The following is a 25063-nucleotide window of genomic DNA, read 5'->3' as shown; positions in this document are numbered from 1 at the left end:
TTAGCGTCCCGGAGCAACTCAAGGATGCCCGGAAGGCGTCCTCACAGGTGTACGGGGTACGGGATACGGAGCCGACGGGTACGGGGAGACGGGGAGAGCCGTAGTGACCACCGCGGAGCCGAAGCCCGGCCGTGAGGCGGCCGACAGCAGAGGCATGAGGGGCAACAGCGGCAGCAGCAGCGGCAACACGCGGACAGCGGCGCCCGCCCCGGACGCCCCCGAGCCGCGCACCGCCCCGTCCCGGCGGACCCGCGCCGAGCGACTGCTTCGGCACCCGGTGACGATCGCGACGGCGGCCGCCGCGGTCACCCACGTGCTCTGGTTCTTCTTCTTCGCGAACAGCGGCGGCGACCTCGCGGCCCAGGACGCCTGGGCCGAATTCGTCGGCCGGCACCCCGGTACGGCGTACAACCTCGCCTGGTACGGGGGCATGCACCCCGTCTCGTACAGCGTCGTGTCGCCGTATCTGATGTCGGTACTCGGTGTGCGTACGACGATGATGGTCGCCGGGACCGTGTCGGCGGCGCTGACCGCGCTGATCCTGGTCCGGGTCCGGGCCGTCCGCAATCCGCTCGCCTGCTCGCTCGCCGGAGTGTTCGCGTATCTGTGCAACGCGCTGTCCGGGCGGGTGACGTTCGGGCTCGGCATGATGTTCGCGGTGGGTGCGGTGGCCGCGGTGTTCTGCTGGCCGTACCGCTGGCGGTACAAGCGGTGGGCGAAGGCAGCCGTCGCCGCCCCGCTCGCCGGGCTCGCGACGGCGAGCAGCCCCGTGGCCGGACTGTTCCTGGGTGTGGTCGCCGCCGCGCTCTTCCTGAACAAGCGGCGCCCCGGGGCGTACGCGCTGGGGCTGGCCCCGGTCGCGGTCGTGGCGCTGTCCGCGTGGCTGTTCCCCTTCTCCGGTACGCAGCCGATGTCGATCGCGACCCTGTCGCTGCCGTTCCTCTTCGCGGTCCTCGTCTTCGTCCTCGTGCCGCGCGACTGGAAGACGGTCCGTACCGCAGCCGCCGTGTACGGCGTCGGGACGCTGCTGACCTATGTGATCGACTCGCAGATCGGCTCGAACGTCACCCGGATGGCGATGCTGTTCGCCGGTGTGGTGCTGCTCGCCGCGCTGCCGTACACGGTGCCGCGCTCCCGGCGCTGGTACGCACTGGTTCTGGCGTTCGTCGGGCTGAACTTCTGGATCGGTTTCAAGGGCGTCGACGACATCGTCCGGACCGCCCCCGCCGCCTCCTGGACGCGTGAGCTGGCCCCGCTCGTCAATGAGCTGCAGGAGGCCGGCGCGGAGCGCGGCAGGGTCGAGGTCGTGCCCGCGAGCAGCCACCGGGAGGCGTCCGCGCTCGCGCCGTACGTCAATCTGGCCCGTGGCTGGAACCGGCAGGCGGACATGGAGCGCAACCCGCTCTTCTACGACGACACCCTGGACAGCGCCAACTACCGCCAGTGGCTCGACCGCTGGGCGGTGCACTACGTGGTGCTGCCCAAGGGGACACCGGACTCCAACGGCGCGGTGCAGGAGGCGGAGCTGGTCGACCAGGGGCTGCCGTATCTGAAACCGGTCTGGTCCGACGCCAACTGGCGGCTCTTCGAGGTCGACGGCCCGGTGCCGCTGGCCGATCCGCCGGCCACGGTGGACCGGGCCGGTGCGGGTGAGGTGACCATCCATGTGAAGACGGCCGGCCGGATCCTGATCCGTATCCCGTACTCGCGCTGGCTCGCCCTGGTCGACGACAAGGGCGAGAGCGTGGAGCGGCCGCAGGAGACCGAGGAGTCCAAGCAGCGCGAGGACGAGAGCAGCCCGCGGACCTTCGTCAACACCAACGGCTGTCTGATCAAGGTCGAGGAGGACGAGGACGGCGACGAGTGGACGGAACTGCTCGCGCCGCGGCCGGGCGTGTACCGGCTGGCCGCGCCCTACCAGCTGTCACCCGGCACGCCGTGCCCGGAGGAGCTGCGCTGAACCCGGCCGCTGCCGCAGGGCGGAAGTGCGGGCCGATCGTGCGCGATCCCTCCCTCCGGGCGCGATGCCCTGGCATGGTGTGCTGCCATGAGGTGCCAACGGTGCGGCGGTGAACAACGGGGTGCGCTGCCGGGAATGGCCTGTCCGGACTGCGGCTCGGTGACCCGGACGGGCAGTCGGGGCGGTCCGAGTGATCCGGAGGTTCCGGGCGGTTCCTGGATCGCCCGTGAGACGCTCGCGGGCCGGATATCCACGCTGCCCCGCAGCCGGAAGGCGCTGCTGCTGGCGGGAGCCGTGGTGCTGACCGGTTCGCTGGCCGCGGCCGTCACGCTCCTCGCCTCGGCGGGTGGTGAGGGCAGCCGTACGGAGGCGGTGGGCCGCGGCGGCGTGGCACCGGACGACCTCAGGGGCGGCGCCCCCACCCGGATCGGCCCCTCGGGCACCGAGACCCCCGACCCGCCGCCCGCCACCACCCCGTCGGCGTCCCCGTCCACCGCTCCCGCGCGGCCGAGCCCGTCCCGAACTGCCGAGCCGCCGCCGGGGGACGACCGATACCGGTACGCGGCGTGGGCGGGCCCCGGCTGCACAACGGGCGAGTACCGCGAGCACGGCCGTTATGAGGGCGGTGACGAGGGCTGGTACACGGTCGACTCGGGCGGCTACCGCGGCAGTTCGTGCGACGGCAGGTTCAGCGCCGTACCCATGTCCGGCAGCCCGGACGAGGACCGGGGCAACACCGCCACCTGGTCCTGGCACCTGGGCGACGGCTATCGGGTGTGCGCCCTGACCGTCTTCGTACCGAGCAGTGCCCACGCCCGCGACGTCGCCGGCGACCCCACCTTCTACCGGGTGCTCTCCGACCCCGACGACGCGGACTCCGCCTATACGGGCTTCGCCGTACGCCAGAGCGCGCACCGGGGCAGTCAGGTGGAGGTGAGCAGCTACCCGGTCAAGGGCGACACCTTTGCCGTGCAGTTGATCGACCGGGGGCGGGACTGGGGCGACGAGGAGCGGGTGGGCGCGCATCACGCGGCAGCGCAGCTGAAGGTCTCCTGCCGCTGATCCGGTTCGGGGGTCGGGGGTGGGGGTCCGGGGTTCAGGGTCCGGCGGCTCGATGGCCGGGAATCGGCACCGCGGGACCAACTCTGCGTCCATAGTCGACGTATGAGCCTGACCACAGACGGAGAGCCACCCGGCCCCGTGCGGTTCTACCTCGCGTGCGACCGCAGCGGCTGCCGGGCACGGGCCGTGTTCGACCTGGTCATCGCGGAGCCACCGCCGGACATCGATACCGACCTGTTCGGCCATGTGCTGCACAGTGCGACCGTTGCGTCCCCGTACATCGAGGAGCTCGGATGGATATTCATCCAGCAGGAGGGCTACTGGTGCCCGAACTGCGCCTCACCGGGCAGGCGTCCGCGATCGAAGGACGTCACGTCGTCCTGAGCGCGGGAAGGGGCCGGAATAGTTCGGCCGGTACCGAAACGTTCCGGATCTAGCGTCGAGCCATGACGGAAACGAAGCGAGCACCCGACGTATTCGACGCACCCGCTGTACCTGACGCACCCGCCGTATTCGACGTACCCGCTGTACCTGACGCACCCGCCGTATTCGACGCACCCGCCGTACCCGACATCCTCGACGACGCCCCGGCGACCGACGGCCGCGACCCCGCGCAGATCCTGACGGCCATGGTCGACCACGTCCTGGCCCTCGCCGCGACCTGGACCGCCTGGGACGGCCGCCCCATCCCCGCCGGCGACCGGATCTACACCCCGCACAAGGCGATCCGCCGCGTCGCCGACCACATGGTCGACCATCTCGCGGAGATGGAGGCCAGGCTCGTAGGTGAGGAGACACAGCCCGACCACTGGCACGCCTCGGCGACCACCACCGAGGCGGACCTCGCCCCGTTCACCGAGGCCGACCTCGACGAGGCGCGCAGTCGGCTCACCCGGCTGGCCAGGATCTGGGCGAACCGCCTGGACGCCCTGACGCCCGACCAGCTCGACAAGTCGCCCGGAACGGGGTGGACCTTCCGCCAACTCGCCTTCCACCTGGAGGGGTCGGCGTACTACGCGGACTCCGTGGGTGACCTGGGAGTGGACGGGCCGACCGGGACCCCGAAGCCATGACGCCCGTCCCCGCGGAAACGGCCTTCGCCGCCCTGCACCGGGCGGCCGCCTCGCCGCTCCTGATCCCCAACGCCTGGGACCACGCCTCGGCGTCCGCCCTCGCCGCGCAGGGCTTCCCGGCCATCGGCACGACCAGCCTCGGAGTGGCGGCCGCGGCAGGTCTGCCGGATGGCGCGGGAGCGACCCGGGCGGAGACGTTGCTGCTGGCCAGGCGGCTCGGGCCGGGCCCGTATCTGCTCTCCGTGGACGCCGAGTCCGGGTACGGCGACGACCCCGAGGAGGTGGCCGAACTGGCCCGCGAGCTGGCGGAGGCCGGGGCGGTCGGCATCAACCTGGAGGACGGCCGCCGCGACGGCACCCTCGCTCCGGTGGCTCTGCACGCGGCGAAGATCGCGGCGGTGAAGGCCGCCGTACCGGACCTCTTCGTCAACGCCCGCACGGACACGTACTGGCTGGGCGGCCGGGAGGAGGCCGCGACGACGCACCGGCTCCAGGCGTACGAACAGGCGGGCGCGGACGGTGTGTTCGTACCGGGGCTGACTGATCCCGCAGCGATCGCCGCCCTGGTGAAGCGGCTCGAAACGCCTCTCAACATCCTCTACACCCCCTCCGGCCTCACCGTCCCCCGGCTCGGCGACCTGGGTGTGCGCCGGGTGAGTCTCGGCTCGCTGCTGTTCCGGACGGCGCTCGGTGCGGCGTCGGGCGCGGCGGCGGACATCCGGGCGGGCCGCGCGGTGGCCGGGGAGGGGCCTGCATACGCGCAGGTACAGGCCCTCATCGGCCCGGCGTTGTGATGCCCGGCTGATGCCCGGCGAGGGGAGCGAACGGCACCATGGCCTTGCCGCATGGAAGAAGAGCCGCAGGACGCCCCGTCGGCAAAGCGGGTATGAGCGCTCCTCGCCGACGAGGATGCCTTCGTGCGGGCCGGTGTCCGACGCCATCCCGGGGAGGGCCCGGGACATGGAGAACGTCGCGGTTGCGCCGGGTGGTGCCGGGGACCGCGGTGGTGATGCTCACGACGTTCCCGGAGGACGAGTACATCGCCGAGGCCCTCGACAACGGTACGAAGGAGCTGCAGAAGACAAGTCCCCTCGCAGCGCTTGGACTTCAAGTGCCATGATGGGGCTTCCAGGATGCCCTTACCTGTGTGTCGGACGACGCCGACGCCCAACAGCAAGGAACCCGACATGGCCACCGTAGCGACCGACAGCCCTGCAACCCTCTACGGGCCGGTCTCGCTCCTCCTCGGCACCGTCGCCCTGATCGCCGCAGTGTTCTCCGGCTTCAGCGGAATCGCGATCCCGCTCCTGGCCGGCAGCCTCGCCGTCACCTTCGCCGTCCTCGGCCTGGCCAACAAGCTCAACCGAGGCCAGTGCACCATCGGCCTGGTCACCGGATCCCTCGGCGTGCTCTACCCGGTCCTCCTCGTCTCTGCCTTCAGCGCCTGACGCATCCTCCCCGTGATCGAACCAGCAGCTGCCTTTTTCGCGCGCCGGCGCGTAGGTGACTCCTCCGCCGGAAGGCGCAGCAGCAGGCGCACGACGCCGCTGGTAATTGCGTTGCCGATCAGCGCTGGATTGAGGAAGCATCCCGCGCATGGAACAGCCTGCTGAGACCCTCACCTTCGACCAGGTAGAGCTGCGTCGGTGGCGCGTGAGCGACGTCGAGACCTTGAACCGCGTGGTCACCGAGTCGCTCGCTCACCTGCTGCCGTGGATGCCCTGGGCGGCCAGTCACGACCGCAACGCGATTGCCGAGTATGTGACTCGGAGCGAGGGTGAGTGGGAGTCGGATCAGGCCTATAACTACGCGATCACCTCAGGCGGTGCAGTGATCGGCAGTTGCAGCCTCATGCGACGGATCGGACCCGGGGGTCTGGAGATCGGTTATTGGCTCCATCCCGAGTGGACGGGGCGGGGTCTCGCCACCATGTCCGCCGCGGCTCTCCTCCGTCAGGGATTCGAGTTGGCGGAGATCGATCGAATAGAGATCCATCACGATGCGGCGAACCATGCAAGTGGGGCCGTCCCCCGTCGCCTGGGCTTCACCGAGGTCGAGCGCCTGCAGGCGCCTGATGGGCCGGTTACTCCCGGTGAGGTGGGAATCGACGTGATCTGGCGCATCCAATCGCCGGCCACGCCGTGATGAACGATCGGCCCCGGATGACTTGTTCACGGTCTTGGACCGGGTCGGGCAGCGGTCGCCTCCTGAACAGTTGTCATGCGTGTGTGGTCGATGGTGAAGTGCCCGGGGTGGGCTGCGTGGACGTAGCGGATCGCGGTTGAGGATGTGATCCCGAACAGGCGCATCAGCCGGACGGGGTCTGCGGTTTCACGAGCTTCGTCGAGGAGCCGGTCCTGCCGGGGGTTGCGGTACGGAGCTGCTGTGCACCTACCGTGAAGCGGCTGTCTTGTCGCTCCGACGAGCCATCCCGCGACAGACCACCCAGAGGCTGACCAAGACCAGTAGCGCTCCGCCGATTGGCCATCCCACGGAACCGCCGTCACGGTAAGCCCTGATGCCGGTCGCGAGCAGGAGGGTGGACGGGATCAACCCTGCCCAGTCGAGGGCTCTGTTCAGTCGTGCGACTCTCGAAGGCTCGATCACAGACTGATCATGGCAGGCGGTTGCACCCTCCACCAGATACGTCAGAGGGAAAGCATGCCAACTGCCAGGGATTTGGCACCCCTTTCTTGGGGGTGGGTTGACCGATGGGGCGACGGCGCCCGTGGGCTGTGGCATGGCGGCATGCCAGCCACGAACGGGGCCACCGTGTGCCGGGGCGGAGAGAGGCCCTGCCGTCTTCAAACCAGTAGAGAAAGTTGTGACTCAGTCGCTGTGCCTCGAAGTTAATTGCTTATCGTGGCTGGTAGGAGAGCACTGGGTCAGCCCAACCGCCGAGGCGACGTGACAGCCCAAAGCGTGAAGGCAACCACCAGCGTCGCCGGACGTGTTCGGCAGTGACCGAGGACCATTGAGGGCCGGCGAGGTCTTCCACGCCCCACCATGTCTTGACGGCCTTGATCCCGCCCAGTTTCAGCAGGGGCCAACGAGGAAGACGCAACCCGCTGAAGAACATTGAGACGGCGAATTCGAGGGGGCCTTTCGCCTGGTGCCCCCGGCAGGATTCGAACCTGCGACACCCGCTTTAGGAGTTTTCTCGGGGCGCGGCTGTGACCTGCGTAAACGTCGTCCTCAGGGCGTCTGGCCTGCGAAATCACTCCTCCACGTTTCTCGTGTGTTCTCAGCCGTTCCCAGCCTCATGTGTGCTGGATCCGTTCCGGCCGGCCACCGGGCTGGGACGGGTCCCCGGTGCGGAGCCTCATCGACGGAGGACGGGCGTATCCGCGAGAACTGCCGGCGCCACTCGGCTGGCAGGCGGACGGACGCCCCGCTCTCGTCGTAAAGATGGGGGCTGGCAGGCGGGAACCCGTAGCCTGGTACCAGCAGCAGACGGCATGATCAAGCGGAGGCGATGCGGATGACCACAGCCCCCAGCGGTGGGTCTCACTCGCCGCCGCCCCCGTCGTCGCACCCCCTGCGGACCATCCGTGACATCCGGGAGTCCCTGCCGGAGGACCAGCGCCAGCACTTCGACGCTGAGCTCGCCGACACGGAGATCGAGGCGCTGCCCGAGATGCTCCATCGCTGGGTGACACTGAGCAACGACGGCTTCGAGGAGTTCCTGCTCTCCCAGCCCTTCGACGGCCTGGAGTTCGGTGCCCGCTCCTACGACGAGCAGACGGACGCCGAGTGATCTATCTGTTCGACACCAATGTCGTCGCCGAGCTCACGACCCGGGCGAAGCCCGACCCCCGCGTCGTGGCATGGTTCCGCTCCACGGGTAGACCCAACCGCTTCCTGAGCGTGACCACTGTCGCTGAGATCGAGGTCGGCGTGGCCGCCACCCCGGATCCCGTACGACAGGCCCGTTACGCCTGAGCCCTTGCCGCGGTGCGGCACGAATACGGCAACCGCATCGCGCCGATCGGCGAACGGGAGGCGGCTGCCTACCTCGCCATCCACAAGACGCTCAAGGCCACCGGCACCAGCATCGATCCGCCGGACGCACTGATCGCCGCCACCGCCCTGGCCAACGGCTGGACGGTCGCCACCCGCAACATCAAACACATGGCCCGAACCGGGGCTCTGGTCGTCAATCCGTGGGAACAGCAACTGTGAGTGGGCCCTAGCGGTCAGCGTTCCTGACTCACGGGCGACACCGCAGAAGGACAACGAGATCCTGCGCAAGGCTGCCGCCAAATTCCCCAGAAGACGACAGGCTGATCCGCTTTCGTTTCGTCGACAAGCACCGGAACGCCCACGGAGCGAGCGGGCGGGGAACAGAACTACCGGCTGACTCCGCCAGGAGAAGAAGACGACACCCGGTCGTCTTGGTGCCGGGTCAGCTCGTGCCGTATATGTGCTGTGAGCGCAGAGGCCCTGCCGCCCGCTAGGACGACAGGGCCTCTGGCCTGCTGCTCTGCTGTGCCCCCGGCAGGATTCGAACCTGCGACACCCGCTTTAGGAGAGCGGTGCTCTATCCCCTGAGCTACGAAGGCAAAGGCAGGGGCTTGGAGAGAACCTTGCCGAAAACCCAGGGAGTGGATCTTCGTCAACGTTCACAAGCCCGCTGGGCAGACGTGGTGCGGTGCTTTCTGCGATCTTGCTCGGGACAGACAGCGGGACGTACCAACGACCGACCAGGGACAGCGTAGCGGATACGTGCCGGTGAGTGGCTTCCATATCGGGGTCGCTGTGCGAGATGACTGCCGGGCGCTTCTGACCTGCTGTTTCTGCAGGCCGGGGCTGATGCTTGAGAGAGGCGGTGAGTGGATGGGCCGGGGCGGGTACCGGTCTCATGGCGGCGATGCTGCGGCCGGCCGGAGGCGGGCAAACGACCCGCCGGTGAACCGGCCGGTCGTTGCCGTATCTGCGTGCTCAGGGCGTTGTGGAGCTCATACCGCCGCCCGTCGCGAATTCATCGGCGACCTCCGCTACGACGAACGCAGTGTCCGGCTGCCTCGCCCAGGACGTGAACGGGTTGGTGGCGCGAGCAGTGTGACGCCGGGCGCTGACAAGGGAGGCACCCGCCCTCATCGCCGCTACGGCACATCGGTGCGGCCCAGCCAGACCGGTCGCACCGGCACCCCGTCCGCATATCGTTCCACCGGCGACGACGACGGGGGCGACGGCGGCGACGACGGCGGTGGAGGCGGGGGCGGCGCCGCGGCAGCCGGGTTCGGTTCAGTCGCGGGTACGACCGGGGGCACGGCCGGTGCGGCGCTGTCGTGCAGCAGCTCCGCCACCGTGAACCGAGTGCTGAAGGACTGCCAGGCGCCGTCGATCACCAGAAGGAAGCCGTCGCCCTCCCGGAAGAGCCGACGGCGCTTCGGACTCCTGGGGTGCGCCGGCGTATGGCTCCGGGCACGCCGCTCCAGCTCCACCAGAGCCTCTTCGCGCGTGCCCTCGATGTGCGCCAGCACGTATGCCTCCGCGTGCTTGCGCTCCCCGACGCCCACAGTCGTCTCGATGACCAGTCCCCAGGTCGCCATGCGCCCCGCCCCTTCCGTTCGGTCAAGGAACAGCCTAAGAGGCGCGGTGGGACGGAGGGCCGGCCCGGCATCGACGGTGACTCACCGCCCCCGGTCGCCACCACCGTGATGACCAGCGGGCGCCGCGAAGGTGATGCGGAACAGCGCGCCGCCGTCCGTGGCGTTCTCCGCCGTCAGCTCGCAGTGGTGCGCCCGGGCGATCTGGCGGGCCATGGCCAGCCCCAGGCCCGAGCCGGGCAGGGCACGGGCCGTCCTGGCCCGGTAGAAGCGGTCGAAGACGTACGGCAGGTCCGCCTCGGCGATACCGGGGCCGTGGTCCCTGACCGTCAGTGCGCCGGTCGTCAGCGTCACCTCGACCGGGCCGCCCGGTGGGCTGAACTTCGCCGCGTTGTCGAGCAGATTGGTCAGCAGCCGGGCCAGCCGCGAAGGCACCCCGGGCAGGGTGAGGCCGGCGACCGGGTCGTCCGTCCACAGCGTGAACTCCGTCCCGGGCCAGTGCGCGCGGGCCGCCGCCACCGCGTGTTCGGTCAGATGCTGCAGCTGTACGGTCTCCAGCAGCGGATGCGGCTCCTCCTCCCGCGCCAGCTCGATCAGATCGTTGATCAGGCCGGTCACTTCGCGCAGCTGCCGGGCGAGAGCCGACGAGGCGCGGTCGCGCTGGGCGTCGGTGAGCCGGTCGGCGCGGGCGAGCAGTTCGGCGTTGGTGCGCAGTGCCGTCAGCGGAGTGCGCAACTCGTGGGACGCGTCCGCCACCAGCCGCCGCTGTGCGGTGACCGACTGCTCCAGCTCGTCCAGCATGGTGTTGAAGGTGGCGGCGAGTCGGGTCACCTCGTCCTGACGGCCCGGCGGACCCGGTGGCAGTTCGATACGGTGCCGGGCGTCGCGGGTTGCCGCGATCCGCTCCGCGGTCGCCGTGAGCCGGGCCACCGGAGCCAGGCCGGTGCGCGACACCCCGTACCCCAGTGCCCCGGCCAGCAGCACGCCCGTACCCCCGGCCAGCGACAGCAGCCAGGCCGCCTGCCGTACCCCCTTGTGCACCGTGTCGGCGCGCAGGGCCACCTGGAGCGCTTTCCCTTTGCCGAACGTGGTGGTCAGCATCCGGGCAGGGCGGCCGTCGAGCGTGATGTTGGTGAAGTACGGAGTGCGCCGCCCGGCCGCGACCTCGCGCACCGGAGTGGAGACCGGCAGAAGATACGGCTGCTTCCCGGGATCGTCCGCCGGATCGGCCGGAACGATCTGCGCACACGCCGGCGCCGAGAGGAAGCGGCATTCGCCCGCCAGCACGCCCGGCGCCTCCTCCCGGTTCTGCTGGGTGACCCGCGTCGCCGACTGCGTCAGATTCAGATCCAGTTGGTGATACAGCGCGTAGCGCAGAATGAAGAACGCGGCGGCGCACACCCCGATGGCGACCAGTGCGACCGCGGCGGACGCGGCGAGGGCGAGCCGGGTGCGCAGCGGCCGGCGCCGCCGCCAGCGCGCGCCCAGCCTGCGGCCCGCGCTCATGGCACGTCCAGCCGGTAGCCCACGCCATGCACCGTGTGGACCAGCCGGGACTCGCCGGCCGCCTCCAGCTTGCGGCGCAGATAACCCACGTACACCGCGAGCGAGTTGGAATCGGGGCCGAAGTCCCGGCCCCAGACCCGTTCGTGGATCAGCTCGCGGGGGAGCACCTGGCGCGGATGACGCATCAGCAGCTCCAGCAGGGCGCACTCGGTCCGGCTGAACTCCAGGGGGCGCCCGCCCCGGCTGCCGGTCCGGGCGGCCGGGTCCACCACCAGATCCGCGAAGCGCAGCTCGGACGGGTCGTCAGGACCGTCAGGGGCCGTTCTGCGCAGCAGGGCCCTCACCCGCGCGGTCAGTTCGTCGAGCGCGAAGGGCTTCACCAGATAGTCGTCGGCTCCCGCGTCCAGCCCGTCGACGCGCTCGCTCACCGAGTCCAGGGCGGTGAGCACGATGACCGGCGTGCGGTCGTCGAGCGCCCGCAGCCGCCGGCACACGGCCAGCCCGTCCATGACCGGCATCATCACATCGAGCACGATCGCGTCCGGCTGCCAGGCGGCCACCTCGGAGAGCGCGGCGAGACCGTCCGCCGCCTCCCGGACCTCGTAACCCTCGACACGGAGGCCGTCGGCCACCGCGGACCGGACCTCCGGATCGTCGTCGACCACCAGGACCTTCGCTGCTCCCATGACACAGAGCTTGCCAAACCGCGTTCTTAGATCCCTCTTAAAGCACTTCGCGATCGTGGCCGCCATGCGCACACCACCCATTCACCGTCCTGCGGAGCGACCCGTACCCGGTCCGTGGACCGCCGGGGAGCCGCTGTCCGTCGTGATCGGCGCCGGTGGCACCGGCGGCCACATCTACCCCGGTCTCGCGCTCGCCGAAGCGCTGCGCCGGGCCGTACCCGAGGCGGTGATCTCCTTCGTCGGCACGACCCGCGGCCTGGAGACCGAGCTGATACCGGCCGCGGGACACCGGCTGCACACCGTCGACATGATTCCCTTCGACCCGTCGCTGGGAGCCAGGCGCTATCTGCTGCCCGCCGCCCTGCTCAGGTCCGGCGCCCAGTGCCGGACGATCCTGCGCGACCAGCGCGCACACATCGCCGTCGGCATGGGCGGCTACCCCAGCGCTCCCGTCATCCTCGGCGCCCGGCTGGCAGGGCTGCCCAGCCTGATCCATGAGTCGAACGCCGTACCCGGGCGGGCCAACCAGTTCGCGGCCCGGCTCACCCCGCATCTCGCCGTCGCCTTCGACCGCAGCCGCGCGCACCTCGCGGGCGGCGAGAACGCCCTGACCACCGGCATGCCCATCGCCGCGCCGATCGCCGGGCTGGACCGCTGCGCACTGCGCGAACAAGCGCGCCGCACCTTTCGCGTCCCGGACGGAGCGCGGCTGCTGCTGGTCAACGGCGGAAGCCTCGGCGCCGCACGGCTCACCGAGGCCGCGATCGGGCTCGCGCACCGGTGGCGCGACCGCACCGACGTCCATCTGCTGATCAAGACCGGACCCGCCGCGTTCGAGGAGACCGCACGCCGGCTCGGCGACTGTTCCGTCGCCCGGGCCGTGCCGTATCTCGACCGGATGGACCTCGCTTATGCCGCTGCCGACCTCGTCGTCTGCCGGGCCGGTTCGGCGACCGTCGCCGAGCTCGCCACCACCGCGGTGCCCGCCGTCCTCGTCCCCTATCCCCATGCACCCGGCGACCACCAGACACACAACGCCCGGGTTCTGACCGATGCCGGGGCGGGACTGCTTCTCCCGGACGCGGAAACCACCGCGGACCGGCTCGCCGCCCTCGCAGGGCCGCTGCTGGCGGACCCGGCACGGCTGGCCGCGATGAGCGCGGCCGCAGCCCCGGGACCGCACGCCCACGCCGCCGACCTGCTGGCCGCCCGTGTTCTCGACATCGCCTCGACCACCAAGGAGCACTCCGCATGAACTGGCACAACCGCACCGTCCTCGTCACCGGCGCCGAAGGCTTCATCGGCTCCACCCTCGTCGATCTGCTCGTGGAGCGCGGGGCCCGCGTCCGCGCGTTCGTGCACTACAAGCCGTACGCGGAGAAGGGGTATCTGGCCCACCACATGGGGGAGGTGGAGATGATCGCCGGCGATGTGCGCGACCAGGGCCGGGTCATGGACGCCGTCGCGGGCTGCGACACGGTCTTCCATCTCGCCGCGCTGATCGGCATCCCCTACAGCTACGACTCCCCCGGCGCCTATGTGCAGACGAATGTGAACGGTACGGAGAACATCGCGGAAGCCTGCCGCAGGCACGGGGTCCGCCGTCTGGTGCACACGTCCACCAGTGAGGTCTACGGCACGGCCCGTACCGCCCCGATATCGGAGGACCACCCCCTCCAGCCGCAGTCCCCGTACTCCGCCTCGAAGATCGGCGCGGACATGATGGCGCTCTCGCACTGGCATGCCTTCGAACTGCCGGTCACGGTGGTCCGGCCCTTCAACACCTATGGTCCGAGGCAGTCCGCACGGGCCGTGATCCCCACGATCCTCGCCCAGCTGCACGCGGGCACACAGGAGATCAGGCTCGGCTCGCTCACCCCGACCCGGGACTTCACCTATGTCACGGACACCGCCCGCGGATTCCTGGCGATGGCCGACTGCGACCAGGCACTCGGACAGGTCGTCAACCTCGGCACGGGACAGGAGATCTCCGTCGGGGAACTGGCCCGAAAGCTCATCGCCGCTTCCGGCCGCAGCGCCGACATCGTCGTCGACCCGGCGCGGCTGCGGCCTTCCGGCAGCGAGGTGGAGCGGCTGCTCTCCGACAACCGGCGGGCGCGGGAGTGGGCGGGCTGGGAGCCCGAGGTGCCGCTGGAGGAGGGGCTGAAGCGTACATCGGAGTGGGTGGCCGATCATCCGCATCTCTTCGCCGCCCACCGCTACCAGGTCTGAGCCGGTCCACCGCGCTTGGTGTGCCGGGTGTGCCCGCTGCATCCGGCGGGTCCGGCGGGTTGCCGATCCGGCCCTCTGGCAGCCGACCGCCGCACTCACGGGCGTGACCGCCGCCCTTTCGGCCGGTGCCGGCTTCCTGCCGGTCTCCGGCGGCGCCGCCGTTCCGTCTGCTCCGGCCGTTCGGGCGGCGTCCTCGGCTCCATCCCGCCTTCGGCAGGCCGATGCCGGCCCCGGCCGATGGAGTGGTTGTGGCGGCCGCGAGCAGGCAGCGCGACCATCTGTCCCGGCCGTCCCTGCCCGGCTTCGCCCACCTCATCGTGGAGGGATTCATTCGCAGTCCGGGGTGGCCTGCCACCTCTTGGGGAACTACATCCTTTTGGATCTCGGCAACGGCGTGTACGCGGGCTGCGCCCATCTGCGGCGCGGCTCCCTGCAGGTCTCCGTGGGCAAGCGGGTGACGGCCGGTCAGGAGATCGCCGAGTGCGGAAATTCCGGCAACTCCTCCGAGCCGCACCTGCACTTTCAGCTCATGGACGGCCCGATGTCATGACCGCGCACGGCCTGCCGTTCGAACGGCACTACCGCGACGACCACGGGATGGAGTCGGACCGGAGTGCCCGAGGACTCCACCCATGTCGTTCGGATGCAGTCCTGGGTCCGCCAGGCGCGGGCCCCGCGCAACCTGCCCGTGGGGTGGTGAAGCAGGGCGCGACGGTGTCTTGACGAGGGGCGGGTGCGGGCATAGCGTCGCGAATGTACTGAGCAAGCGCTTAGAGAGGTCGTTCGTGCCGCACACCGACCCGACCCCCGCCACCCCCGACCCGGACGCCCGGGCTTCGGCCGCTGCCACGGATGCCGCTGCCACGGATGCCGCTGCCACAGACGCCGCAGAGGCTGCCGCCGCGGAGGCCGTCGCCCGTATCGAAGCCGCGCTCACCGGTCCGGGAGCCCCGTTCGCCGTGGTGCGGGTGGAGGACGGGACGCATGCGGGGTCGCTCGTGTACGCGGACGGGCCCAGGACGCTCCGTGAGTTCGTGGAGGCCACCTGGGCCTTCGGGGACCGGCCGTTCCTGATCGCGGGGGAGCGCAGCTACTCGTACACAGAGTTCTTCGCCGCCGCGTCCGCGCTGGCGTGCCGGATGACCGGGGAGTACGGGCTCCGCCGGGGTGACCGGGCCGTCGTCGCGATGCGTAACCACCCGGAGTGGCAGATCGCCTTCTGGGCCGCGCAGCTGGCCGGTCTGGTCGCCGTACCGCTCAATGCCTGGTGGACCGAGGACGAGTTCACGTACGCGCTGGACGACTCCGGGCCGCGGGTGCTCCTGGTGGACGGCGAGCGGCTGCCCAGGGTCGCCGGATGGGCGGCGAAGAACGGGGCGCGCGTGGTCGTCTTCCACGAGGAGGGGGCGGTCCCGGACGACGTCGAGCGGTACGAGGACCTGCCCGCGCCCGATCCGCTCGCCGCGCCCCCCGAGGTCGAGATCCGGCCGGAGGACGACGCGACGATCATCTACACCTCCGGCACCACGGGCAGGCCCAAGGGCGCGGTCGCCACCCATCTCGCCCAGGTGGGGGCCGTACTCAACCCGCGCTACCACGCGGCCGCCTCCCTGCTCGGGCGCGGGATCATCCCGGGGCAGGGGCCCGCCCCGGTGTCGCTGCTGACGTTCCCGTTCTTCCATGTCGCCGCCTTCACCGGCTTCTACGCGGCGATGGCGGCGGGCGGCACCCTCGTCCTGATGCGGAAGTGGGACGCCGAGGAGGCGCTCCGGCTGATCCGTGAGCACCGCGTCACGCACTACGCCGGTGTCCCGGCGACCGCGCTCCAGCTGCTCGCCGCGGCCGAGCACGCGGGCGACGGCCTGGAGAGCCTCCAGATGCTGAACACCGGCGGGGCCGCCGCCCCGCCCGACCTCGTCGCGCAGCTGACCGCAGGCCACGGCGACCGGATCGAGCCCCGCAACGGCTACGGCCTGACCGAGACCAGTGGTGGTGTCCTGGCGAATTTCGGCGCCGAATACCGGCTCCACCCCGGCAGTGTCGGCCGTCCGACGCCCACCACCGAGGTGCGGATCGCCGGTCCTGCGGGCGAGGCGCTGCCGGAGGGCGAGGTCGGCGAGCTGTGGCTGCGCGGCCAGTCCCTGGTCCGCGGCTACTGGCGCGACGAGGCGGCGACCGCTCAGGCGTTCACCGACGGCTGGCTGCGGACCGGTGATCTCGCGGTGGTGCACGACGGGCGGGTCAGCGTCGTCGACCGGATCAAGGACATGGTGATCCGCGGCGGGGAGAACGTGTACTGCGTGGAGGTCGAGGCGGTGCTGCACGACCACCCGGACGTCGAGGACGCGGCGGTACTGGGGGTGGCGCACCCGGTCCTGGGCGAGGAGGTCGCCGCCGTCGTCCGGCTGCGGACCGGTGCCACGGTCACGGTCGAGGAGCTGCGGGCGCACGTCGGGCGGAGTCTGGCCGCGTTCAAGGTCCCGGCCCATGTGCTCGTACGCGAGGAACCGCTGCCCCGTAATCCGACCGGGAAGATCCTCAAGCGGGAGCTGCGCGGGCCGGTCGAGGCGGAGGTGCGGCGGGCGGTCGGAGGCGAGTGATCACGGTGGGCGGGGTGGTAGCCGGTGGTCAGGGGCGAGTGATCCGGACGCGGTAGTTTCCCTTGTCGTCCTTGTCGAGCACGGATATGCGTATCCCATGGGCCCGGTCGGTGAAGGTCCCGCCCTTCTGGTAGGGGGCGTCGGAGAGCTCGGCGTGCACATTGGGCAGCCGGGTGCAGCCGCTGCTGTCCTTGGTGCTGTCCGCCACGGACACCGGTTCCTGACCGGTGTCGACGTCCGTGCTCACCTTGTAGATCAGCACGCCGGGCCGGCAGACCCCCTGGTCGTTGCCCGCCCGGGTCCGCACCTCCACCGCGTAGCCGGACTCGCTGCTCAGCGGTATGAACGCCAGCTTCGTGCCGCCCCGGGTGGCCAGCGGTTTCAGGACGTGGTCGCTGGTGCCGGGCTTGGCGGCGCAGCTGATCTGCTTGTTGTCCAGCCAGCCGAGCTTCCACTTGTGCCAGCCCAGCAGGTCGTTATTGACTCCCCAGTCCTCGGACATGATGTCCCAGTGCCCGACCGAGCCGCCGCCCTCCGTGGTGTAGAGGTCGGGAAGGCCGAAGACATGGCCGTTCTCGTGCGGCAGGACGCGGTATCCGGTCTGTGTGAACGACCCCGAGCCGTCGTCCTGGCGGCTGTAGATGAAGGACATGTTGGAGAGCGGGACACCGTCCGCGTGCAGGGCTTCGTCGTTGCCGGAGAACGTCACGGACAGGACGGTGTCCAGGGCGGAGGGCCCGGCGTTCGGTGTGACCAGGATGTTGACCAGGTCGTACGTACTGAAGTCGACCTTCGGATCGGCTGCGGCGACGATGTCCTGGACGAGGTGGCGGTAGCCCGGTTCGTACGGTGATCCGCGGTCCACCCCGTACTCCGAGTACGGCAGTGGCATCCGCAGCCAGGACTTCACGGGGGCGTCGGGGACGTAGGTGAGTCGCCCGTACGAAGCGGTCCGGAACCATATCGTGGTCTGCGGGAAGAATTCGGCGTACCGGTCCATCGCCGGCTCGGGGCCCGGCGCGTCCGGGAAGTCGATCATCAGGTTGAGGGCGTGAACCTTGCCCGTGGAGCGGGCGTAGCCCGTCGGAGTCGGCATGCCTTCCGACATCTGTACGCCCATGGTCGCCGGTATCCGGCACGGGGCGATCCCCGCCGCACGGGCCTCGGCCGTCGGGCCCGCCGAGGTCCGGCTGGGTATCGGGAGATTGCTGCTGGCCGTGGCCATTACGGCGATGACCAGGACTGTTGCCGAGCCGAGCGCGATCGGGTGGCGGCGCCTGCGTATCCGGTGGCGGGGCTTCTGCATATAGGCGCCTCGGGGTCCGCGGCAGTCGGCCGGCCCGGACTGCGCTCTGCGGATCAGCCTGTGACGGGTGGTGCGGCGCCGCTCGTTGGGTGCGCCGATCGGTTGGTTTTCCCGTTCCGGGGGTGTGGTTCAGGTCACAGTGTGCTGGGAAATAACCGGGGATCCTTTCCCCGTTTGAACCTGTGTCCCCGTGAAAGCGGGGAGGCGGTCCCCGGTTACGGGAAGGGGTCGCCGTGATGGACGAAGAGCGTCGCCCTGACCAAGAGCGTCGTGACGAGGACCGGAAGAGCCGGAAGGTAGGGACAGCCGTCGTGGATACCGTCACCCGCACCGCCACGGGAGCAGCGCAGCCCCGGACGACCCGTCCGCGGGCCGACGCGCTGCGCAACCGGGAGCGGATCGTGACGGCCGCGCGCGAGATGTTCGTCGAGTTCGGGCCGGATGTGCCGCTCGACGAGGTCGCCCGCCGCGCCGGCGTCGGCAATGCCACGCTCTACCGGAATTTCCCCGACCGGGCCGCGCTGACGCACGAGGTCGTGCTCTCGGTCACCTCCCGCACCACTGACCGAGCGGAGGAGGCGACGGCCGAAGAGGCCGATCCCTTCGCCGCGCTCAGCCGCTTCGTGCACGAGGCGGCCGACGAACGGATCGGGGCGCTGTGCCCGATGCTGTCCGGCGGCTTCGACAAGGACCATCCCGAATTGCTCGCCGAGCGTCGACGCCTCGAAGAGGCCGTCGAAGGGCTCGTGGCGCGCGCCATGTCCGCGGGGCGTCTGCGTACCGACATCGCCGTCGGTGACGTACTGGTCGCCCTCTCCCAGCTCACCCGGCCACTGCCCGGCACCGGATGCCTGGACATCGACCGGTTCACCCACCGTCACCTACAGCTGTTCCTGGACGGACTGGAGGCTCCGGCCCGGTCCGAACTGCCCGGAACGGCGGCGACCTTGGAGGACCTGCGGCGCCGGCCATGACGCCCGCACCGGGCCCCTGAGCCAGGTGCCCGGTGGCGCGCCCGCCACGCTTTGACCAACCCTTCCCTTTCACCGCGTTCCCTCTCGCCGACGGTCGTCCCGCCGACCGTCCTCGACCGACTGCCCGTTCACCGACCTCTCGGTTCACGACTTCACGCGCCCACGCGCGTCCTTAGGTGGATACCTCCATGTCAAAAACAGCTGATATCCGACTCCCGGACCCCAGCCGCTGGAAAGCGCTGGCGTTCATCGCCCTTGCGCAGCTGATGGTCGTGCTCGATGCCACGATCGTGAACATCGCGCTGCCGCACGCCCAGACGGCCCTGCACATCTCCGATGCCAACAAGCAGTGGGTCATCACGGCCTATGCCCTCGCCTTCGGCGGACTGCTGCTCTTCGGAGGCCGGATCGCCGACCTCTGGGGCCGTAAGCGGACCTTTGTCGTCGGCCTGATCGGCTTCGCGCTGGCCTCCGCGCTCGGTGGCGCGGCGCAGAACCAGGGCATGCTCTTCGGCTCCCGCGCACTTCAGGGTGTCTTCGGTGCGCTGCTCGCCCCGGCGGCCCTGTCGCTGCTCGCCGTGATGTTCACCGATGCCAAGGAGCGCGCCAAGGCGTTCGGTATCTACGGTGCGATCGCCGGTGGCGGTGGCGCCGTCGGCCTGATCCTCGGTGGCTTCCTCACCCAGACGCTGAACTGGCGCTGGACGTTCTTCGTCAATATCCCGTTCGCCGTCCTCGCGGCTGCGGGCGCGTACTTCGTGATCCGTGAGCCGGCCGGCAGCCGTAACCGCTCGTCGCTCGACATCCCCGGCGTCGTCCTGTCCGCGCTGGGTCTGGTCTCTCTGGTGTACGGATTCACCCGCGCCGAGTCCGCCGGCTGGTCGGACGCGCTGACGATCGGCATGTTCGTCGCGTCCGGTGTGCTGCTCCTGTCGTTCGTCCTGACCGAGGCCCGGGTCAAGTCGCCGCTGCTGCCGCTGCGCGTCGTGCTGGACCGCAACCGCGGCGGTGTCTACCTCTCGCTGGGTCTGGCCATCATCGCGATGTTCGGGCTGTTCCTCTTCCTGACGTACTACCTGCAGGTCGTGAAGGGCTACTCGCCGATCAGGACGGGCTTCGCCTTCCTCCCGATGATCGCGGGCATGATCACCGGATCGACGCAGATCGGTGCCCGGCTGATGACCCGGGTTCCGGCGCGCAAGCTCATGGGTCCGGGCTTCCTGACCGCCGCCGTCGGCATGCTGCTGCTGACGCAGCTGGAGATCGGCTCCTCCTACACCACGCTCATCCTGCCCGCGCAGCTCCTGCTGGGGCTGGGTATGGGTACGGCGTTCATGCCGGCCATGTCGCTGGCCACGCACGGTGTCGAGCCGAGGGACTCGGGTGTCGCCTCCGCGATGGTCAACACCTCGCAGCAGGTGGGCGGCGCGATCGGTACGGCGCTGCTGAACACCATCGCCGCTTCGGCGGCGACGGCGTACGCCACCTCGCACGCCGCACTCGGCGCCACCGACCCGGAGCTGCTGAAGCTCCAGTCGATGGTGCACGGCTTCACCGGTGCGATCTGGTGGGCCGTCGGCATCCTGGTGGTGGCCTCCGCGATCGCGGTGACCTTCATCAACGCCGGGCGTCCCTCGATGACCGCGGTGACCGGAACCTCCGGTTCGGGTGACTTCGACGGTGTCGAGGACGAGTTCAAGGTCCCGGTCGTCGCCCACTGACGTGGCTTGCGTGACGCGCGACGTGAAGTGATGTGAACGCGGCTCTGCCCCGGTTCCGCTCGACGGGACCGGGGCAGAGCTGTGTTCGGTGAGCGGCTCAGCGCAGCCAGGGCAGGTCGGCGTCCGTGCCTTCCGGCTGCAGTCCGGTGGCGACGACCTGCATGATCTCGCCGAGCGAGCGCACCTGCTCGGGTGTGAGGCGGTCGAACATCGCCTGGCGTACGGCGCTGACATGGCCCGGCGCGGACCGGCGGAGCATCTCGTAGCCCTCGTCGGTGAGGACCGCGTTCTGGCCGCGCTTGTCGGACGGGCAGTCCTCGCGGCGCACCCAACCGCTCTTCTCCAGCCGCGCGACGGCATGCGAGAGCCGGGAGCGGGTGATCTTGGCGTCCTTGGCGAGCTCGGTCATCCGCTTCCGGCGGCGGGGTGCCTGGGAGAGCTGGACGAGCAGTCCGTAATAGATGTGCGGCATGCCGGCATCGCGCTGCAGCTGGCGGTCGAGGTGGTCCTCCATGAGCGTGGTGGCGTGGAGGTACGCACGCCAGACGCTCTGCTCTTCGTCGGAGAGCCAGCGGGGCTCGCCGGGGGATGCCGTGGTCATGTACTCCACTGTACGACCTTTTCTTGAAAGTTTAACTAGATAGAGCTAAGGTCTCGGAAGGTAGGAGCTTGAAGATTAAAGAACCCTTCATTAAAGAACCCTTCCTTCTCAAAGAGACCCAGTAGAAGACTTACCTCGATCAGCAGCGGATGGGGAGTGCCATGACTGTCACCGCGGAGCGCATGCCCGCCCTCTATCTCTCCCACGGCGCACCGCCGCTGGCCGACGACCCGGTCTGGCCCGGCCAGCTCGCCGCCTGGTCCGCCGAGTTGCCCCGCCCGCGCGCGATCCTGATGGTCTCCGCGCACTGGGAGGAGGCCCCGCTCGCCCTCGGCGCGACGGAGACCGTCCCGCTCGTCCACGACTTCTGGGGTTTTCCCGAGCACTACTACCAGGTGCGGTACGCCGCCCCGGGCGCCCCGGCGCTGGCCGAGAACGTACGCAAACTGCTGCGCGCAGCCGGTACGCCGGTCCAGGACATCCCGGACCGCGGGCTCGACCACGGGGCGTACGTCCCGCTGGTGGAGATGTTCCCCGGCGCCGACATCCCCGTACTCCAGATCTCCATGCCGACGCTGGACCCGCAGAAGCTGATGGACATCGGGCGCAGGCTCGCGCCGCTGCGCGACGAGGGCGTCCTGATCGTCGGCAGCGGCTTCTTCACCCACAACCTGGCCGCTCTGCGGCATGCGGGCGGCGGCACCCCGGGCTGGTCGGCGGAGTTCGACGACTGGGGGAACCGGGCGCTCCGGGCGCAGGACATCGACGCGCTGCTGGACTTCGAGCACAAGTCCCCGGCCGGCCGGCTGGCCCACCCGCGCACCGAGCACTTCGCGCCGCTCTTCGTGACGCTCGGCGCCTCGGAGGGCGAGCTGGACCGGGGCCGCAGCGTCATCGACGGGTTCTGGATGGGGCTCGCGAAGCGGTCGGTGCAGTTCGGCTGAGCTCTGCCCAAGGCCCCTGTCACAGGGCCGGCGGGTTCAGTTCGATCGAGCGGAGTGCGGCGGCGAGGGCCGTCGCATCGCCGATGTCCAGTGCGGTGTCCGTGAACTTGATCGTGTGATCGTCGCCGTGCGCCGCCGCCCGCGCGAAGAGCTCCTCGGCGGACGCGGTCGCCGGTGTGTACGGGGCCGGCTCGGCCGGGCCGTACGCGGCGGTGACCGCGGCGCTCGCCGCCCAGGCGGCTTCCAGGCTCGGCACCCAGAGGGCGCGGGGGAGCGCGGGCAGCGTGCGCAGCACGGCATTGGGCGCGGTCGCGGCATGCACCAGCATGATCGGTTCGCCGTGCCCGTGTGTGGCATAGCGGTGGGTCGCGGCCCGCACCAGCTCCTCCAGCCGGGCCTGCGCCTCGTCCGGGGCATCGGTGAACCGCTGCGGCCACACCGGGAACGCGGTGAGCTGCGCCAGCCGGTCCCGGATGCCGCCGCTCTGCTCGGGCACCGGCGGTACGGCGTCCAGCGCGGCCGCGGCGCTCGGCGCGGGCGCCAGCGGCGTCAGCGTGGGCAGCGGCTGGTGGCGGGCGGCCCAGTAGCCGAGGCCGTGGGCGAGCTCGGTGATCCGGGGCGCGGTCGCCTCACCGGTGAGCAGGGTGCGTACGGAGTGGCCGACCCGGATCACGGGGTGGGTGGCGCCCGCCGCGATGCCGGGCAGCAGCCGCGGCCACCACTCGGTCAGGACGTCCCGCCAGGGGCGCTCGGCCGTCTCCCGCTCGAAGTGCAGCGTCCAGTCCGCGATCCGGCGCGGGTCGCCCAGGGCCTCGCGCCAGTTCTCCGCGGTCACCCGGGACAGGGTGTCCGGCATGTCCTCCAGCTTGTGGCTGTAGTGGTCGAGCCATCGGTGGACGGCCGGTGCCTGACCGTGCCGGACCAGCGCCTCGACAGCCATCGGGCCGTGATTGCTCAGCCAGCCGTTCCGCTCGGGGCCCGCCGTGTGGAGGCGTTCCAGCGCCTCGTCGAGGATGCCGTCGAGGGTGCCTGTGGTGTCATTCATACGGAAGCACGCTAGGCGCGGCGCCCGTGGTGCGTAACGGGCCGTGGACCTAGGCCGCGACCGGGCCGGGCCCTAGGGCTGTGGCCCCAGCTGCTTCTCGTACCAGGCCACGTCCCAGTACGTGCCGAACTTCCGGCCCACCTCGGCGTACGTACCGACATGGCGGAAACCGAAGCGCTCGTGCAGCCGGGCCGAGGCGTCGTTGGGCTGGGTGATGCCCGCGTACGCGCGATGCAGGTCCTCGCCGGTGAGTGCCTCGAACAGGGACGTGTAGAGAAGCGTGCCGATGCCGCGGCCGGTGGCCCACGGGGCGCAGTACACGCTCACCTCGACCGAGGTCGCGTACGCCGCCTTGGGACGGAAAGCGCTGCTGGTGGCGTATCCCAGGACCGAAGCGGGGCCGACAATGCGGACATCCTGAGCAACCAGAAGACGGTGCGGGCCGTCTTCAGGGTGGGAACGAAGCCACGGCAGCCGCTGTTCGGGTGTGAAGGGGGCCGTATCGAAGGTGAGCGCGGTCTCGCGTACGTAATGGTTGTAGATGTCCGTGAGCGCCACCAAATCGCCTTCGGTGCCCGGCCTGACCTGCACTTCTGTCTGGATGCTCGGCATGCGCACTCCCTTCGCGGCGGCACAGGGTACTGCATGATCGCGAAAATGAATGCCAGGCATGGGAATTCTGTCCGGATTCCAGTCGTTGTTTCCATCGGATGCAGGGCACCCGAGAGGGTGTCGCGACCTACTCAGCAAGGGAGCACGCATGGCAACCCGTGCCGTCGCCCGACGTTCGTCCGCCACCGGCGGGACCAGCCGGGCAGGCAGTGTTCGCGCCTCGGGCGGAGAGATCGCCGATCGCGACCTGGTCGGCATGTACCTGGACGAGATCGCGCGTACGCCGCTGCTCGATGCCGCAAAGGAGGTCGAGCTGTCGCAGACCGTGGAGGCGGGTGTTTTCGCGAGGCAGGTTCTCGACGGTGCGGTGGAGAGCGAAGCCGGTGGAGCCACGCGCGAGGAGCTGGAGGCGCTGGTCGCCGAGGGCGAGCGCGCCAAGGACATATTCATCCGTTCCAACCTCCGGCTGGTCGTCGCCGTCGCCCGCCGCTATCCGCGGGCCGGGCTGCCCCTGCTCGACCTGATCCAGGAGGGCAACGCCGGCTTGGTGCGCGCGGTCGAGAAGTTCGACTACGCCAAGGGCTTCAAGTTCTCCACGTATGCGACGTGGTGGATCCGTCAGGCCATCACCCGTTCCATAGCCGACCAGTCCCGTACGATCCGGCTCCCCGTCCACCTGGTGGAGGAGCTCGGCCGGATCCGCCGGGTGCAGCGCGAGTTCAACCGTGAGCACGGGCGCGAGCCGGACCACACGGAGATAGCCGCCGAGCTGGACTCCACGCCGGGGCGCGTGGGCGACGTCCTGGACTGGGCCCGTGACCCGGTCAGCCTCAACATGTCCGTGGACGACGACGGCGATACGCAGTTCGGCGATCTGCTGGAGGACACCTCCGCGGTGTCGCCCGAGCAGTCGGTGATGACGCTGCTGCGCAGCGAGGAGCTGGAGGACCTGATCGGCAAGCTCGACAACCGCACCGCATCGATCATCCGTATGCGGTACGGCATCGAGGACGGCCGTGAGCGGACCCTCACCGAGGTGGGCAAGCAGCACGGGCTGACCCGTGAGCGGATCCGCCAGATCGAGAAGCACGCGCTGCTCGAACTGAAGCGAATGGCCCACGACACGGGTTTTGACGCTGCGGCATGAGCCCTCGTCCAGTAACCTCCGAAATAGGTCGCTTCGTGTGAC

The 25063-nt window shown here is 70.1% G+C and carries 25 protein-coding genes and 1 tRNA gene; 18 read left to right on the top strand and 8 right to left on the bottom strand.

What is annotated here, in order from left to right:
- Nucleotides 1–103 precede the first annotated feature (103 nt).
- The 10 genes from ACGFU7_RS38010 (at nucleotide 104) to ACGFU7_RS37965 (ending at nucleotide 8277) form a co-directional block, all read left to right on the top strand.
- Nucleotides 104–1960: an MFS transporter gene (locus ACGFU7_RS38010; protein ID WP_393702250.1), complete on the top strand. Its 1857-nt coding sequence runs from the start codon at nucleotides 104–106 to the stop codon at nucleotides 1958–1960.
- 135 nt (nucleotides 1961–2095) lie between these two features.
- Nucleotides 2096–3022: an adhesin gene (locus tag ACGFU7_RS38005; RefSeq protein WP_393702248.1), complete on the top strand. Its 927-nt coding sequence runs from the start codon at nucleotides 2096–2098 to the stop codon at nucleotides 3020–3022.
- 102 nt (nucleotides 3023–3124) lie between these two features.
- Nucleotides 3125–3406: a hypothetical protein gene (locus tag ACGFU7_RS38000; protein ID WP_393702247.1), complete on the top strand. Its 282-nt coding sequence runs from the start codon at nucleotides 3125–3127 to the stop codon at nucleotides 3404–3406.
- Between the two features lie 62 nt (nucleotides 3407–3468).
- On the top strand, nucleotides 3469–4095 hold the full coding sequence (locus tag ACGFU7_RS37995; RefSeq protein ID WP_393702245.1) for a hypothetical protein: 627 nt from the start codon (nucleotides 3469–3471) through the stop codon (nucleotides 4093–4095).
- Nucleotides 4092–4889, top strand: a complete 798-nt coding sequence (locus tag ACGFU7_RS37990; RefSeq protein WP_393702244.1) for an isocitrate lyase/phosphoenolpyruvate mutase family protein — start codon at nucleotides 4092–4094, stop codon at nucleotides 4887–4889. Before ACGFU7_RS37995 ends, ACGFU7_RS37990 begins: the two co-directional genes overlap by 4 nt.
- Before the next feature lie 393 nt (nucleotides 4890–5282).
- Nucleotides 5283–5543 carry a hypothetical protein gene (locus ACGFU7_RS37985; RefSeq protein ID WP_393702242.1) on the top strand — a complete coding sequence of 87 codons (261 nt, stop codon included), beginning with the start codon at nucleotides 5283–5285 and terminating at the stop codon, nucleotides 5541–5543.
- Between the two features lie 148 nt (nucleotides 5544–5691).
- Nucleotides 5692–6240, top strand: coding sequence for a GNAT family N-acetyltransferase (locus ACGFU7_RS37980; protein ID WP_393702240.1), 549 nt, complete (start codon nucleotides 5692–5694; stop codon nucleotides 6238–6240).
- A 1336-nt stretch (nucleotides 6241–7576) separates the two neighbouring features.
- The gene (locus tag ACGFU7_RS37975) at nucleotides 7577–7852 is read left to right on the top strand and encodes a hypothetical protein (RefSeq protein WP_393702238.1); all 276 of its coding nucleotides are present in this window, start codon (nucleotides 7577–7579) and stop codon (nucleotides 7850–7852) included.
- Entirely contained in the window at nucleotides 7849–8037 is a 189-nt protein-coding gene (locus ACGFU7_RS37970) for a hypothetical protein (protein WP_393702237.1), read from the top strand. The genes ACGFU7_RS37975 and ACGFU7_RS37970 overlap by 4 nt, the downstream gene beginning before the upstream one ends.
- A gap of 12 nt (nucleotides 8038–8049) precedes the next feature.
- Nucleotides 8050–8277 carry a PIN domain-containing protein gene (locus ACGFU7_RS37965; RefSeq protein WP_393702236.1) on the top strand — a complete coding sequence of 76 codons (228 nt, stop codon included), beginning with the start codon at nucleotides 8050–8052 and terminating at the stop codon, nucleotides 8275–8277.
- 307 nt (nucleotides 8278–8584) lie between these two features.
- On the opposite strand, the gene ACGFU7_RS37960 is transcribed toward ACGFU7_RS37965, so the two are convergent.
- The 4 genes from ACGFU7_RS37960 to ACGFU7_RS37945 form a co-directional block, all read right to left on the bottom strand.
- Nucleotides 8585–8657 (bottom strand) — tRNA-Arg (locus ACGFU7_RS37960).
- 543 nt (nucleotides 8658–9200) lie between these two features.
- Nucleotides 9201–9650, bottom strand: coding sequence for a hypothetical protein (locus tag ACGFU7_RS37955; protein ID WP_393702234.1), 450 nt, complete (start codon nucleotides 9648–9650; stop codon nucleotides 9201–9203).
- Nucleotides 9651–9731: 81 nt separating this feature from the next.
- Nucleotides 9732–11153 carry a sensor histidine kinase gene (locus ACGFU7_RS37950; protein ID WP_393702232.1) on the bottom strand — a complete coding sequence of 474 codons (1422 nt, stop codon included), beginning with the start codon at nucleotides 11151–11153 and terminating at the stop codon, nucleotides 9732–9734.
- Nucleotides 11150–11839, bottom strand: a complete 690-nt coding sequence (locus ACGFU7_RS37945; protein ID WP_393702230.1) for a response regulator transcription factor — start codon at nucleotides 11837–11839, stop codon at nucleotides 11150–11152. Before ACGFU7_RS37945 ends, ACGFU7_RS37950 begins: the two co-directional genes overlap by 4 nt.
- A gap of 142 nt (nucleotides 11840–11981) precedes the next feature.
- Here ACGFU7_RS37945 and ACGFU7_RS37940 point away from each other — a divergent pair, with 142 nt between their 5' ends.
- The 4 genes from ACGFU7_RS37940 (at nucleotide 11982) to ACGFU7_RS37925 (ending at nucleotide 16671) form a co-directional block, all read left to right on the top strand.
- The gene (locus ACGFU7_RS37940) at nucleotides 11982–13094 is read left to right on the top strand and encodes a glycosyltransferase (protein ID WP_393702294.1); all 1113 of its coding nucleotides are present in this window, start codon (nucleotides 11982–11984) and stop codon (nucleotides 13092–13094) included.
- Nucleotides 13091–14071 (top strand): GDP-mannose 4,6-dehydratase, encoded by a 981-nt coding sequence (locus ACGFU7_RS37935; RefSeq protein ID WP_393702228.1) that lies wholly within the window; start codon nucleotides 13091–13093, stop codon nucleotides 14069–14071. The genes ACGFU7_RS37940 and ACGFU7_RS37935 overlap by 4 nt, the downstream gene beginning before the upstream one ends.
- Before the next feature lie 358 nt (nucleotides 14072–14429).
- Complete coding sequence (locus tag ACGFU7_RS37930) at nucleotides 14430–14621, top strand: M23 family metallopeptidase (protein WP_393702226.1); 192 nt, start codon at nucleotides 14430–14432, stop codon at nucleotides 14619–14621.
- 235 nt (nucleotides 14622–14856) lie between these two features.
- Entirely contained in the window at nucleotides 14857–16671 is a 1815-nt protein-coding gene (locus ACGFU7_RS37925) for a class I adenylate-forming enzyme family protein (RefSeq protein ID WP_393702224.1), read from the top strand.
- A gap of 28 nt (nucleotides 16672–16699) precedes the next feature.
- Here ACGFU7_RS37925 and ACGFU7_RS37920 read toward each other — a convergent pair whose 3' ends face one another.
- A complete protein-coding gene (locus ACGFU7_RS37920) occupies nucleotides 16700–17977 on the bottom strand; it encodes a M6 family metalloprotease domain-containing protein (protein WP_393702222.1) in 1278 nt (425 codons plus the stop codon).
- 311 nt (nucleotides 17978–18288) lie between these two features.
- On the opposite strand from ACGFU7_RS37920, the gene ACGFU7_RS37915 reads away from it, so the two are divergent.
- Together ACGFU7_RS37915 and ACGFU7_RS37910 are read left to right on the top strand one after the other, a co-directional pair.
- The gene (locus tag ACGFU7_RS37915; protein ID WP_393702221.1) at nucleotides 18289–18951 is read left to right on the top strand and encodes a TetR/AcrR family transcriptional regulator; all 663 of its coding nucleotides are present in this window, start codon (nucleotides 18289–18291) and stop codon (nucleotides 18949–18951) included.
- Between the two features lie 188 nt (nucleotides 18952–19139).
- The gene (locus ACGFU7_RS37910; RefSeq protein WP_393702219.1) at nucleotides 19140–20672 is read left to right on the top strand and encodes an MFS transporter; all 1533 of its coding nucleotides are present in this window, start codon (nucleotides 19140–19142) and stop codon (nucleotides 20670–20672) included.
- Between the two features lie 97 nt (nucleotides 20673–20769).
- Here the strand turns inward: ACGFU7_RS37910 and ACGFU7_RS37905 are convergent, their stop codons facing one another.
- The gene (locus ACGFU7_RS37905) at nucleotides 20770–21282 is read right to left on the bottom strand and encodes a MarR family winged helix-turn-helix transcriptional regulator (RefSeq protein WP_393702218.1); all 513 of its coding nucleotides are present in this window, start codon (nucleotides 21280–21282) and stop codon (nucleotides 20770–20772) included.
- Between the two features lie 152 nt (nucleotides 21283–21434).
- Between ACGFU7_RS37905 and ACGFU7_RS37900 the strand changes: the two genes are divergently transcribed.
- Entirely contained in the window at nucleotides 21435–22217 is a 783-nt protein-coding gene (locus ACGFU7_RS37900; protein ID WP_393702216.1) for a dioxygenase, read from the top strand.
- A 19-nt stretch (nucleotides 22218–22236) separates the two neighbouring features.
- On the opposite strand, the gene ACGFU7_RS37895 is transcribed toward ACGFU7_RS37900, so the two are convergent.
- On the bottom strand, nucleotides 22237–23262 hold the full coding sequence (locus ACGFU7_RS37895) for a questin oxidase family protein (RefSeq protein WP_393702214.1): 1026 nt from the start codon (nucleotides 23260–23262) through the stop codon (nucleotides 22237–22239).
- A 72-nt stretch (nucleotides 23263–23334) separates the two neighbouring features.
- The gene (locus ACGFU7_RS37890; RefSeq protein ID WP_393702212.1) at nucleotides 23335–23874 is read right to left on the bottom strand and encodes a GNAT family N-acetyltransferase; all 540 of its coding nucleotides are present in this window, start codon (nucleotides 23872–23874) and stop codon (nucleotides 23335–23337) included.
- A 148-nt stretch (nucleotides 23875–24022) separates the two neighbouring features.
- On the opposite strand from ACGFU7_RS37890, the gene ACGFU7_RS37885 reads away from it, so the two are divergent.
- A complete protein-coding gene (locus ACGFU7_RS37885; RefSeq protein WP_393702210.1) occupies nucleotides 24023–25021 on the top strand; it encodes an RNA polymerase sigma factor RpoD/SigA in 999 nt (332 codons plus the stop codon).
- Nucleotides 25022–25063: the final 42 nt, after the last annotated feature.

Source organism: Streptomyces sp. NPDC048473 (genome assembly GCF_043200155.1).
GTDB lineage: Bacteria > Actinomycetota > Actinomycetes > Streptomycetales > Streptomycetaceae > Streptomyces.
Note: the sequence above shows the minus strand (reverse complement) of the source record. Positions and strands in the feature narration are given on the sequence as shown.

Coding starts and splice junctions, on each gene's coding strand:
- ACGFU7_RS37890 (WP_393702212.1), bottom strand. CDS start 23,874: ATGCCGAGCATCCAGACAGAAGTGCAGGTCAGGCCGGGCACCGAAGGC.
- ACGFU7_RS37980 (WP_393702240.1), top strand. CDS start 5,692: ATGGAACAGCCTGCTGAGACCCTCACCTTCGACCAGGTAGAGCTGCGT.
- ACGFU7_RS37920 (WP_393702222.1), bottom strand. CDS start 17,977: ATGCAGAAGCCCCGCCACCGGATACGCAGGCGCCGCCACCCGATCGCG.
- ACGFU7_RS37885 (WP_393702210.1), top strand. CDS start 24,023: ATGGCAACCCGTGCCGTCGCCCGACGTTCGTCCGCCACCGGCGGGACC.
- ACGFU7_RS37945 (WP_393702230.1), bottom strand. CDS start 11,839: ATGGGAGCAGCGAAGGTCCTGGTGGTCGACGACGATCCGGAGGTCCGG.
- ACGFU7_RS38005 (WP_393702248.1), top strand. CDS start 2,096: ATGGCCTGTCCGGACTGCGGCTCGGTGACCCGGACGGGCAGTCGGGGC.
- ACGFU7_RS37985 (WP_393702242.1), top strand. CDS start 5,283: ATGGCCACCGTAGCGACCGACAGCCCTGCAACCCTCTACGGGCCGGTC.
- ACGFU7_RS37950 (WP_393702232.1), bottom strand. CDS start 11,153: ATGAGCGCGGGCCGCAGGCTGGGCGCGCGCTGGCGGCGGCGCCGGCCG.
- ACGFU7_RS38000 (WP_393702247.1), top strand. CDS start 3,125: ATGAGCCTGACCACAGACGGAGAGCCACCCGGCCCCGTGCGGTTCTAC.
- ACGFU7_RS37995 (WP_393702245.1), top strand. CDS start 3,469: ATGACGGAAACGAAGCGAGCACCCGACGTATTCGACGCACCCGCTGTA.
- ACGFU7_RS37975 (WP_393702238.1), top strand. CDS start 7,577: ATGACCACAGCCCCCAGCGGTGGGTCTCACTCGCCGCCGCCCCCGTCG.
- ACGFU7_RS37990 (WP_393702244.1), top strand. CDS start 4,092: ATGACGCCCGTCCCCGCGGAAACGGCCTTCGCCGCCCTGCACCGGGCG.
- ACGFU7_RS37910 (WP_393702219.1), top strand. CDS start 19,140: ATGTCAAAAACAGCTGATATCCGACTCCCGGACCCCAGCCGCTGGAAA.
- ACGFU7_RS37935 (WP_393702228.1), top strand. CDS start 13,091: ATGAACTGGCACAACCGCACCGTCCTCGTCACCGGCGCCGAAGGCTTC.
- ACGFU7_RS37900 (WP_393702216.1), top strand. CDS start 21,435: ATGACTGTCACCGCGGAGCGCATGCCCGCCCTCTATCTCTCCCACGGC.
- ACGFU7_RS37955 (WP_393702234.1), bottom strand. CDS start 9,650: ATGGCGACCTGGGGACTGGTCATCGAGACGACTGTGGGCGTCGGGGAG.
- ACGFU7_RS37895 (WP_393702214.1), bottom strand. CDS start 23,262: ATGAATGACACCACAGGCACCCTCGACGGCATCCTCGACGAGGCGCTG.